Origin of the sequence: Martinezella lusitana (genome assembly GCF_014207095.1) — a bacterium.
In the GTDB taxonomy this organism is placed as follows: domain Bacteria; phylum Pseudomonadota; class Alphaproteobacteria; order Rhizobiales; family Rhizobiaceae; genus Rhizobium; species Rhizobium lusitanum_B.
In genome coordinates this window covers 1-12,514 of the sequence record NZ_JACHBG010000006.1, presented here as the reverse complement: position 1 = coordinate 12,514, position 12,514 = coordinate 1, and the positions used below count along the sequence as shown (strand labels likewise).

Annotated in this window: 5 protein-coding genes; 2 read left to right on the top strand and 3 right to left on the bottom strand. The window is 60.3% G+C overall.

Annotation, left to right across the window (positions count from 1 at the left end; genetic code table 11):
* Window positions 1-20 precede the first annotated feature (20 nt).
* Window positions 21-503 carry a transcription elongation factor GreA gene (gene greA / locus GGD46_RS14735; RefSeq protein WP_184705060.1) on the bottom strand — a complete coding sequence of 161 codons (483 nt, stop codon included), beginning with the start codon at window positions 501-503 and terminating at the stop codon, window positions 21-23.
* A gap of 150 nt (window positions 504-653) precedes the next feature.
* On the opposite strand from greA, the gene GGD46_RS14730 reads away from it, so the two are divergent.
* Window positions 654-1,112, top strand: a complete 459-nt coding sequence (locus GGD46_RS14730; RefSeq protein WP_184705058.1) for a DUF1801 domain-containing protein — start codon at window positions 654-656, stop codon at window positions 1,110-1,112.
* Window positions 1,113-1,245: 133 nt separating this feature from the next.
* Window positions 1,246-2,898 (top strand): alpha/beta hydrolase, encoded by a 1,653-nt coding sequence (locus GGD46_RS14725; RefSeq protein WP_184705056.1) that lies wholly within the window; start codon window positions 1,246-1,248, stop codon window positions 2,896-2,898.
* Window positions 2,899-3,082: 184 nt separating this feature from the next.
* On the opposite strand, the gene GGD46_RS14720 is transcribed toward GGD46_RS14725, so the two are convergent.
* Window positions 3,083-11,587 carry a GH36-type glycosyl hydrolase domain-containing protein gene (locus GGD46_RS14720; RefSeq protein ID WP_184705054.1) on the bottom strand — a complete coding sequence of 2,835 codons (8,505 nt, stop codon included), beginning with the start codon at window positions 11,585-11,587 and terminating at the stop codon, window positions 3,083-3,085.
* Window positions 11,588-11,935: 348 nt separating this feature from the next.
* A partial coding sequence (locus GGD46_RS14715; RefSeq protein ID WP_184705052.1) for a dihydrodipicolinate synthase family protein occupies window positions 11,936-12,514 on the bottom strand: 579 nt, incomplete at its 5' end.

Here is a 12,514-nt window from a genome sequence, read left to right as displayed (position 1 = left end):
AAAGGCTTTGCGACGGAAGCCTATTCGATCGCAGTGATCTCCAGTTCCTCATTGCCGAGGCTGACGAAATCGCCAACGGCCTTGCCCATCAGGAGCCGTGCCACGGGAGAGACATAGGATATCGATCCGGCCTTCGGATTCGCCTCGTCCTCACCAACGATACGATATCGCTGCACCCGCCCATCCTCGCGGCTATAGGTGACCGTGCTTCCGAAGGCGACAAGGTCAGAAGACGCCGGAGCGGGCATGATCTCGGCAGTCCGAACACGTTCGACGAGATAGCGCACATCGCGCAACGGGATAGCGCCCTGCCGGCGACGCTCGTTGACATCCTCAATTCCGATGGTCGCCTCGTAGGCTTCCCGCGCCTGCTGAAGCTGCTGCTCCAGCGCCTTCAATCCCGCCTCGGTCACGAGGTTCGGATGCTCAGAAATGGTCCGGTCGGGCAGCAGGGTTTCCGCTGCCGTTTCCGCACTTTCTTCCTTCATGAACGCGGTGCTCAATTTCAAACTCCATCTCGCGCGCGACGCCCCGGCATCACCCGGGTCGAGCGCCCCGCCGATCAGAAAGCATGTTGCATCTCTGGAACGACGGGGATCAAATACCAAATATGCCTGACACAATAGACCGGATGGCGACTGCGGGGAAATGCAATGACGAACAAAACTTCCAAACCGGCGACAAAGTCAGAACCGGGTTCGACTATGGCGGAGCCAAAGTTGCTATCGGGCGGCAACCCGCAAATCGCCAAGGGGTATGGCGATGAACCGGTGCAGGCCTATATCGCTGCCATGCCAGGTTGGAAGAGCGAGGTCGGCCGAAAGCTCGACGGCTTGATCAAGCAAACCGTTCCCAATGTCCGAAAAGCGGTGAAATGGAATTCACCACTCTACGGCATCGAAGATGATGGCTGGTTCCTCGGCATTCATTGCTTTGCAAAATACATCAAGATCGCCTTCTTTCGCGGAGCATCGCTGCAACCGATCCCACCCGGTGAATCCAAAGCCGAAGATACGCGCTACCTCAATATCCGCGAAGGCGACATCATCGATGAAACCCAATTTGTCACTTGGGTAAGACAGGCGAGCGAGCTGCCCGGCGAACGTATGTAATCCATCGGCTGCCCGATCTTGTCGCCGACATTTCTTGGCATTCCCGGCATGATTGCGTAGCATCCCCCACAGCCGCGCCCATCCGTCAGGCAATTGCTGCCCGCATATTTGTAACGTAGCGCAAAGGAACGCCATGCGTCGTCTGGACAAGGAGATATTCTACTCCCTTTCGCTCCTCGGCATGGTCATGGGGCTTGTGTTTTTCGCAGCATCGCTGACGCCAAGCCTCATGCCGCGCTCCTATCTCGTCCAGGGTGCACTCTCCGGCATCAGTGCGGGCATCGGCTATATGATCGGCACCGCGCTGACCTGGCTTTGGTTCTACCTTCAGCTGCCCGCCCCGGACAGTTCGTTGAAACCGGTGCGATGGGCAATAGGGATGGCATGTCTCGCCCTCTGCCTTGCCGCGCTCTGGCATGCCACATTCTGGCAAAACTCGATCCGTCTTTTGTGGAAAATGCCGCCGATCGCCACCGCAGAGCCCTATTGGCTTGCGGCAGTGGCCGCTGTGACCTTTCTGGCGGCACTAATCTTGGGACGCTTGTTTCGCCTGGTCTGCCTGATCTTTTCAAAATGGCTTTCGCGTATGGTGCCAAGTCGGCTGTCAAAAGTCATGGGGTCCTTATTGGCTATCGCGTTGTTCTGGTCGATCGGCCAGGGAATATTGCTTCGCCTTGCGCTTGACGCGGCGGATGCCTCCTTTCAGCAGGCGGACGCACTGATCGAAACTGATCAGCCAAGCCCGCAGGAGGCGACGAAAACCGGCAGCTACGCCTCGCTCGTCGAATGGCAAGGCCTCGGCCGGCAAGGGCGGCACTTCATCGTATCCGGCCCGACGGCAAATGAGATCTCCAGCTTCTGGAACACCAAATCACGGGAGCCGCTTCGCATCTATGTCGGATTGAACAATGCCGAAACGAGCAAGGAGCGCGCTACGCTCGCCCTGAAGGAATTGATACGGCAGGGAGCTTTCGAGCGCTCGCTTCTGGTCGTGATCGTACCGACCGGGACAGGCTGGATAGACCCCGCAGCCATGGACACGCTGGAATATCTGCAACGGGGCGATGTCGCCAGCGTCGCCGTTCAATATTCTTACCTCACGAGCTGGATGTCGCTTCTGTTCGAGCCACGGGAAGGCGAGGAAACGGCCGTCGACCTCTTCGATGCCGTTTATGGCTACTGGTCCAAGCTCCCGCATGACAAGCGTCCGAAGCTCTATCTGCACGGATTGAGCCTCGGAGCGCTGAATTCGCAACTCTCGCTCGATATCTACAATGTCATCGGCGACCCGGTGAATGGCGCCTTGTGGAGCGGACCTCCCTTCCGCAGCGCCCGGTGGATGGCGGCGACCGCAGCACGAAATCCCGGCACGCCGGAATGGTTGCCGAAATTCCGCGACGGATCGGTGATCCGGTTTGCCAATCAAGAGCATCCGCCAGAGCAGTACGCCGCGCCCTGGGGGCCTCTTCGCGTGATCTATCTCCAGTACGCCAGCGACCCGGTCGTCTTCTTCGACGTATCGTCCGCCTTCCGCGAACCTGAATGGATGAAGGCGCCGCGTGGATCGGATGTTTCGCCTCAGCTCACCTGGATACCTGTGGTGACGATGCTGCAGCTGCTTTTCGACATGATGATCGCCACCACCTCACCGGTTGGCTACGGGCATATCTATGCACCGCAGCACTACATAGACGGCTGGATATCGCTGACCGACGCCTCGATCGCGCCGCAGGATGTCACACGGCTGAAATCGCTCTTCGCCTCGCGCTTCGGCATGACGCCGTGACATGTGAACAGCGGGAGGCCGGTGGCGAGCAATCGCGCTCATTCGCAATTGCTGTGTTCGTCGATTTGCTGCCCTCTAGTGCAAAAGGCCGCCAGACTAAAGCCTGGCAGCCTTTTGCGTAGTGTTTTGTTAAAGTGCGCTACGATCCCTTCAAGAACCGCTATGCGCTTTTGCTCAATATGCGTTAGTGCCCGCCGAGCCGATACCCCTCGTTAAGATAGTCGAGCGCAACGCCGTTAACAGTCACAGCATAGCGATCTCCCGCAGCGTCCTTGGAGACGGACACCTGGTACTTTCCGCTTGGCAAGTCGAGATCCGCCGAGAAATTATCCCACTTTGCCGGCAGCGCCGGCTTCACATGGAGATGACCGTTCTCGACGCGCACACCGAGGATGCCTTCGATCGCCGTGCGATAGAGCCAGCCGCCCGAGCCGGTGTACCAGCTCCAGCCGCCGCGACCCTTGAGGGCGCCTTCGCCATAGACGTCGCCGGCAATCACATAGGGCTCAACGCGGTAGACATCCGCCGCAGACTTATCGAGCGAGTGATTGATCGGGTTGAGCATCTCGAAGCAGCGCCATGCATCTTCCGAGCGGCCCATGCGCGCAAAGGCGAGCGTTGTCCACACCGCGGCGTGGGTGTACTGACCGCCATTTTCGCGAACGCCCGGAGGATATGCCTTGATGGCACCGGGGTCGTTGGCCGGGTTGGTAAAGGGAGGCGTCAGCAAGCGGATGAACCCGCCTTCCTTGTCCGCGAGCTTTTCTAGGACGGCGTTCATCGCCATCTCGCTGCGCTCCGGATTGCCTTCGCCCGACAGAACGCTCCACGACTGGGCGATGGAGTCGATCTTTGCCTGATCGGACTGGCTGGAGCCGAGCGGCGCGCCGTTGTCGAAATAGCCGCGGCGGTAGTAGTCACCATCCCAGCCGGAGGTTTCGAGCGCTTCCTTCAGCTTGATCAGATGTGCCGACCAGCGACTGACGCGCTGCGTGTCGGCACGCGCCTCGGCATAGCCGATGAACCGGCGCAGGGCGCCCGCCAAGAACCAGCCGAGCCACACGCTTTCGCCACGGCCATCGATGCCGACGCGGTCCATCTTGTCACACCAGTCGCCGCTCATCATCAGCGGCAGGCCCTTTACGCCGGTGCGCTTGATCGCCAGATCAAGGCCAAGGGCAGCATGCTCATAGAGCGATGCGTTCTCGGCGGAGACACGCGGGACGAGGAATGCGTCGTACTGGCCCGGGCTAAGCTCTGCCCCTTCGACGAAGGGCAGCATTTCGTCGAAGATCGCCGTATCGCCCGTCGCCGTGCAATATTGGTCGACCGCATAGGCGAGCCAGACCGGATCGTCCGAAATGTTCGTCCTGACGCCGGCGCCGCTGTCTGCCAGCCACCAGTGCTGGAAGTCGCCCTTGGCAAACTGGCGACGGCCGGTATTGAGGATTTGCCTGCGGGCAATGTCAGGCGAATGCAGCAGGAATGCGAGCGAATCCTGCAGCTGATCACGCAGGCCCCAGGCGCCGCTCGACTGGTAGAAGGCGGTGCGCGCCATGATGCGGCAGCTAAGCGTCTGATAAGGCAGCCAGTTGTTGACCATGAAGTCGAAGCGCTGATCAGGGGTCGAAACGCGTGCCTTGCCCGTAAACGTCTTCCAATAGCCCTTGGTGTTGCCAAGGACCTCGTCGAAGCCGACGGAGCGGATATCGGCCATAAGGGCAGCCGATTCCTCGCGCGAACCGGCATCGCCCATATAGAAGCAGATGGCACGTTCTTCGCCCGGCTCTATCGTGAGATCGAAGGCCATGGCTGCTGCCGGATCGCCATCAAGCTCGATCACGTCAGAGAGACGCGAGCCCGCGGAAACCTTGCGAGGCTGCTGGATCGTTCCGTGGCGGCCGATGAACTCGCGGCGACTGCCGGAGACGCTCGAAGGCCTTTCGCTCGCCGCAAACGACGCAACCCGCCCGCCAAAATCGACGCTGAACGGATTGTTCGCGAAGATCACACCGCTCTCACGATCGAATTCGGAGACGATGTATGGTTTGCTCTTGGTCGGATTGTTGCCGAGAATCCATTCGGCGTAGCCATAGAGGCGAAGCTTGCGTGCTTCGCTTGCGGTGTTGCGAATGCGAAGCTGCGTCAGCTTGACCGGCTTTTCCATATGGAGCGTCTGGGTGACTTCCAGCGAGATTTCGTCCTGGGTCGTGGAGAAGACCGAATAGCCCAGGCCGTGGCGAACCTCGAAGTTCGTATCCGAAGTCTGCGCCAGGGCAGCATAGGGAACGATGATCGAACCGCGATCGAGGTCCTTGATATAGAAAGCTTCGCCAGGCCTGTTGATGACCATGTCGTTGGTCCAGGGCGTCAGCTGATGGTCACGGGAGTTCTGGCTCCAGGTGAAGGCCGCACCTTCGGCCGAGACATGGAAACCGAAGTTCTCATTGGCCATGATGTTGACCCACGGATGCGGCGTCTGCTCTCCGCCCGAAAGGCGCACGACGTACTCGCTGCCATCGGCTGCAAAGCCGCCATAGCCGTTCCAGAACATCAGATCGCTGCCGTCGCCATTCGTCGGCGCAGCCTTGCTGCGCGTCATCCTCGGCACGAGCGTGGAATCGCCCCACTGGCCAAGCAGCGCCGGCGATCCTGCAACGGAGCGAGCCCGTTCCAGCTGATCGTTCAGGCTGCCGTCCCGGCCACGCAGCACGATGCGCGAGGCCGCGATGATGGCATCATAGACTTCCGGAGCGGTCATATCCTTGCGGATCACATAGATGTTGCGCTGAATGCCGGCCGCCTCGCTTGCATGGCGCGCGCCATCGCAAAGTTGGTCGATCGTACGTTGCATCTCCGAGGCGTCCTCGCCGGTACGCTCGTTGAAGATCACGAGATCGACCTCGACTCCGCGCGATTGCAGGAAGCCCTGCGCGCGCAGCAGCTCCTTGACGAGATCGGTGCCAAGCTCGTCGGTAATGCGCAAGGTCATGATCGGCGCGTCGCCGGAGAGCGTTGCTCCCCAAAGAACCGACTGAGACCGCAGGCCGGCACGAACCGTCTGCTTGTCCGCACGCAGCGACATCTCGGGATAGACGATATAGCGCGCAAAGCGCTGATAGGCCGCCGCTTCCTTCGAGTTGACACCGATCTGACGCAGCTGCTTCTGGGTGCGCGTCCAGGCCTGAACGAGGCCCTGGGCAAAGCTGTCGGGCTGACGATAGTGCTCCACCGCCGTCTCGAGTTCCGCCCTATTTCCGGCCGCGATGGTCCAAAAGACCAGGCTGACCTTCTTGCCCGCCGGAATGCGCACGACTCGGCGCAGCGAGACGCAGGCATCCATGGTGAAACCGTCCGTGCCCGAGAGCGTGGCGCCTTCATCGAAGGCGGCAGCTTCCGTCAGCGTGCGACCTCTTCCGAGGAAGCGCATGCGGTCGGTTTCGAACTGGGTCGGGCCGTCGCCACCGCTGCCGTCGACGACAAGCTGCGCGATCGCAACTTCCGGATCGGTGACGCCGCGCTTGCGGCGCTCGACGAAGATGGCGTCGCCGCGGCTAGCAATCTCGGTATGCACGAACATGCGGGCGAAGACAGGATGCCCGGTATCGACGATATCGAGCGTGGCAACCGGCTCCATATAGGAGGTGACTTCGATCACCCGGTCTTCCGTACCGGAATTGGTGATCGTCAGGCGACGGCCTTCCGCATCGTGATCGCTCGCGATGAAGACTTCCATTTCGCTCGTCAATTCACCGACGGTCTTGACGAACTCGGCCTTGTCGTCGCTGAAGGTGACGCGAACGTGCTCGTTTGCGATGGAGCGCGGCTCAGCGGTGGCGGACCACCATTCGTGCGATACCGTGTCCCGCAGGAAGACGAAGGAGCCCCAGCGGTCTTCGGTCGGATCGGCGCGCCAACGGTTAATGGACAGGTTGTTCCAGCGCGTATATCCGGCGCCGGTCGCGGTCAGCATCGTCGAATAACGACCGTTGGACAGCAGCAGCAATTCCCGCTCGCGCGATGCGGGATCCTCGACGCGACGCACTTCGGGACGCATCAGATCGCCTTGAATGGTTGCCGGAGCATCCGTCTCGTGTTTGGAAGCCATGACCGGAATGTCGCGCGGTGCCTTTTCCTGCAGTAGCAACTCGGCCGCCTCGATCACCGGGTCGGCATGGAAGAGCTCGCGTAGCAGCCCATCGAAAGCGACGTTGGCGACGGCTGCGATCGACATGCCATGGTGGTGGGCGTAGTAGTTGTAGACAACTGCACACTTCTTGCCTTCGGGCACGCGGCTCGGCGTGAAATCGACGGCATCGTGGAAGCCGTACATGCCGAGTGCGCCGACAGCTCTAAGCTTGTCGAGGTTCTCGAGTGCGGCCACCGGATTGTACTGGCTGGCGAGCAGCGAAGCATAGGGCGCGATAACGGCATTCTGGCCAAGGCCGCGCTTCAGACCGAGTGTCGGCACGCCAAAATTGCTGTACTGATAGTTCATCTGGTGGTCGCGGGCATTGAAGGCCGCTTCCGAGATACCCCAGGGGATGCCGACGCCGAGGCGCTTGGCATAATTCATCTGTTCCTGAACGATCAGATTGTTGGTCTGATTGAGGATACCGCCCTGACGCTCCTGCATGACAAGCGGCGGCATGAGATATTCGAACATCGAGCCCGACCAGGAGACCAGCGCACCGCGCGGTCCCACCGGAACGACGTGACGTCCAAGCTTGTACCAGTGCTCGGTCGGCAGGTCGCCCTTGGCGACGGCAAAGAGGCTGGTCAGGCGCGCTTCGGATGCCAGCAAATCGTAGCAGGCAGCGTCGACCTCTTCGGTTTCGACCCGGAAGCCGATCGACAGCAGACGACGCTCCGGACGGAACAGGAAGCTGAAGTCCATGGCGAAGGCGATGTCGCGAGCGCGAGCGCCGACCGCGATCAGTCTTTCGGAGATACCATCGATCTTCGCGTGATCGAGCGCATTGTCGACCAGATGAAGCTCGCAGGTCGCAACGAGCCTGCCGGCCCAATAAACGGCTTCCTCGCTCCGTGCGGTCTTGACCTCCTGGTCGAGATTGCCGGCAGCTTTGCCGATCTCACGGGCATCCTCTACCAGCCGCTCAATGGCGGCCAGCGAGAATTCCTTCTTCTGCTTGGTACTGGCGAGCGTGTTTTCGAGAGCGGCAATCCGTTCGTCGACGCGATCTCGAAGGTCGCGGCTCGTCTTGTTGTCATCCGCAAGTTCGGCAAGGACTTCGCGGAGAATGCCGACAATGTCGCCGATACCATAGAGACTGCCGTGAAGCTGAGCCGTTGGCGCCTGTGCCCAATTGCGGCAGGCGGAACCCACCGCGATCAGGTGGCCGGCGAGGTTGCCGCTATCGACCGACGAGACATATTTGCGGCCGAGCGGCTTCAGAGTATCCGTGTGATACCAGTTGAACAGGTGGCCGCGATATTTTTCAAGCTTCTCGGTGGTGTCGATCGTCTGTTCGATGCGCTTGACCGCCTCCTCGAACGAAATCCAGCCGAACTGGCGCGCCGAAATCACCGACAAGAGGTAGACGCCGATATTCGTCGGCGAGGTACGCATGGCGACGACCGCATGCGGCGTCTGCTGGACGTTATCGGGCGGCAGGTAATGCTGGCCGGGCACGACGAAATTGTCGAAGTAGCGCCAGGTCCGCCGCGCGATCTTGCGAAGCTCGCTTCTGACCTTATCGGGAACGACCAGCCGGTCTTCGGTCTCCGCCGTCTGGCTGACGATCCAGGCGATCATGGGCGAAAGCACCCAGAGAATGACGAAGGGTACACCGACCAGATAGGCGCTGTCCCCGGAATACATGGCGAAGAGCAGCGCAAGGATGGCAAGCACCGGAGCGCGCCACATGACCTTGTAGTGGCCAAGGACGGTGGTCTGCGCCGAAGCCTGGGCGCTCGCGGCGGTGCGCCATTGCAGCATCAGCTTGTGGCTGACGAAAAGACGATAGAGCGAGCGAAGGATGGCATCGGCCATGACGCATGCGCTGTCAGCAATGAAGACAACACGCAACGCGACCTGGGCGTTCGCATTCTGGATATCGGTCCAGACCATATGCAGATGCGCGCCCAGGATGATGTCGCTCGTGCGCGGGATGATGCCGTTGATCAACGACAGCGTCGGCGCCACGAACAGGCTGAAGATCAGCACGATCTGCCAGAGCAGCGCGCCGAGCGGGCTCATCCAGTACCAGCCGAGGGCGGACGCCAGGAACCAGGCGATCGGCGTCAGGGAACGACGAAGATTGTCGGCCATCTTCCAGCGGCCGAGCGCCGTCACGCCACGCTTCGGATCGAAAATATAGGGAAGCAGCTGCCAGTCGCCTCGGGCCCAGCGATGCTGGCGCGAGACTTCCACTTCGTAGCGGATCGGGAAATCCTCGACGAGCTCGCAGTCGGTTACCAGGGCGCAGCGCGCCATTGAGCCTTCGAGCAAATCATGGCTCAGCACCGAGTTTTCCGCGATCCTGCCCTTGAGCGAGGCTTCGAAAGCATCGACGTGATAGAGACCTTTGCCCGTGAAGGTGCCTTCGCCCGTGATGTCCTGATAGACGTCGGAGACGGCGAAGACATAAGGGTCGAGACCGCGATTGACCGAGAAGATGCGCTGGAAGGCGGATGCATCCTTGCCCGTTGTCAGCGACGGTGTGACGCGCGGCTGCAGGACGCTGTAGCCGTCGACCACGCGCTGGCTCTTCTCATCGAAGACCGGGCGGTTGATGGGATGATGAAGCTTGCCGACAAGCTTGGTCACGGTGTCGCGAATAATGCGCGTATCACTGTCCAAGGTCATGACGTATTTCACGTCCTGCGGCACGGTGTCGGCGCCGGGAAGGAAGGTGGTATTCGGATCGCCGCGCAGCAGCATGTTCAGCTCATGCAGCTTGCCGCGCTTGCGCTCCCAGCCCATCCAGGCACCTTCGGCCTCATTATAAAGGCGACGACGGTGCAGGAGGTAGAAGCGCTGCTTGCCGTTCTCGGCGTAGCGCGCATCCAGATTGGCCATCTGACGACGCGCATAGTCGAGAACTTCGAGATCGCGCGCATTCTGCTCTTCCTGACTATCGGGCCAGTCGGTGAGCAGCGCGTAGTAAACTTCGCCCCGCGGATTGGCGAGATAGTGAACTTCGAGATTGCGGAGCAGTTCATCCACATGCTCGCGCTTGCCGATGAGGCTTGGAATCGTCACGAGCGTGCGAGCCTCAGCCGGCAAGCCCTTCTTGAATTCGTAGCCGATCAGGCGATCGGGAGCGATGAAGAAGGTAGCGAAAAAGTTGAAGAGGCCTGTGGCACCTTCCGAGGCCGGAAGCGCGAATGCCAGCAGCAGAACGATCGTCGCAAAGAGAGGAATTCCCGTGCTGACGAAAACAGCGCCGACAGCGACGAGCGCTAGCAGCGTGAGGGCCAGGACAGGTACGGCGATCGCGAGCCAGTTCAACCGGCGGATCGCCCGCATGAACCGCACGCCGAGCGGCTTGCGGAAGCCGATCTCCGCCTCGAGCGCGGGGCGCCCTGCGCCGACCAGAAAATAGCCGACGTTGGTGGCGGCAGCCGACGCGTCCTTGCCACCGGCGCTAGCGCGCTCGGCGAGCTTGATCGCTGCTTCGGCGATATCGAGTTCGGTCTTCTCGCTGCGCTTTGCCAGCTTTTCGATCTGGCGGCGATAGGAATTGCGCGAGCCGGAGTCGAGTTCGGCATAATCGGTCTGCTTCCACAGAAGCTTGTCGATCTTGCTGACCTCTTCGACCCAGGTAGACCAATCGGTATCGTTGATCTCCCTGAGGCTCTTGATGATGCTGCCCATCAGCGTATTGGCGGCCGCAAGCCGGCTCTGCTCGATGGACATGACGGTTTCAGCGTCGGCGCCATTTGCGGCGAGCTTTGCTTCCAGCCAGCCGAGCGCGGCCTCCGTCGGCTCAAGGGCGTTGCGCAGGCGATAGTGCAGCTGGGTAACGAAGGTCGAATCGCCGAGATTTGCCGCCAACGTCTCAAGGAATTCGACCGATTTGGCGTCGCCGAGCGCAATTGCCTTACTGGCAGCGTCGTTGGCGATGCCGCGCATCTCGCGGCTCTTGTCGATCCGCGTTGCAACGCGCCTGAGATTGTCGATCAGCACGTAGCGAACGAGCGACGGCATAGCCCAAAGCTCGCCGATATGCAGGGTCTGAACGTCCTGGAAACCTTCCGTCACCGCCGCCATGCCGGGATTGCTGATATTGCTGTGGGCATGGGCCATATAGAGCCAGGCGAGCGCCAGGGTGCGGGGAATATCGACCCCGTTCAGCTTGATGGTGCGCAGCTCGCGATAGAACTTCCTCGGGAAGTCACGACGGACTTCCTGGATCGCCTCCTCGACGATGTAATGGTTGTCGAGCAGCCATTCCGTTGCCGGAGTGATGCTTTCGCCTGCATCGACATCTGCCGCTGCGGATTTATAGACCCGGAGGATCTCGCCTTCGTTCTCGCGATGCCGTTGAAAAAAATCGAAATTTTCAAAGCTCGTGACGTCAAGCTGCCGGCTCTCCGCAAATCCAGCGGCCTTTGCTCGCAACTGATCATTCGACAAAAGAGTGGCTCGGATTCCGAAATCCGGATCCGAAAGGGGCGACTTGGCCTGTGCGGTCGAACCGCCCGCTAAATTCTGAGACACCATGGCATCTGCTCTTCTGTTGAATTCATATCCGACTGAGTATCCTAACCAAACAAAATGCGCTGACGGCGCTAGAGTTGCATGTTCGGGCTCTTCATAGGCTTGTAGGGAAAATAGCTGTGTTCAGACATGAGATAGTGGAAACCGTTAACGCTTCTCAATAGCGGCTTCAAAATGAACGCGCGATTAATCAAGTTATATATTTAACAAGCAGAAATGGGGAGTTGGCATGCCTTATCTTTATGGTGGGTGATCGGGCCTCCGAAACGCAAAAGGCCCCCTTATTGGGGGCCTTTGAGTTTGGATATCAGGTCATCGGCGGGCGTCGAAAGCGGGACGCCCGCATGGGCCTCAGGCCTTGTAGGTCTGCACGGCGCCGGCAAGCTTGCTCCATTGGCCATACCAGCTGTTGAACAGCTTGAACTGCGCCTCGACATAGCCGCGCTGGCTCGCGGACAGAACATCGCTCTCGTTGAAATGCAGCGCATATTCCTCGTCGCCCTTCAGCACCATCATGTGCTTGAAGTAGAGAACCAGATCCGGACCCTCGTCGAAGGACGACAGCACCGCCAGTGCCTGTTCGAGCTCGAGCGCCCGCTGACGCGCATCGGCGTCGCCCTTGGCCGCCGCCTGGGAGAGCTTGCACAGATGGATCACTTCCTTCGGCAGCACATTGCCGATGCCGGTGATCGCCCCCGTCGCACCGCAATTGACGAAGCCGTGGAACACCGCCGTGTCGACGCCGATCATCAGCGAGACCTCGTCATCGCGGCTGGTGATGTTCTCCGCCGCATAGCGCATGTCGGCCGGACCGCCGAACTCCTTGAAGCCGACGAGATTGCCATGCTCGGCCCTCAGCGCAAAGAACAGATCGGCGCGGGTGGCAAAGCCGTAATAGGGGCTGTTGTAGATGACGGCCGGAAGATCCGG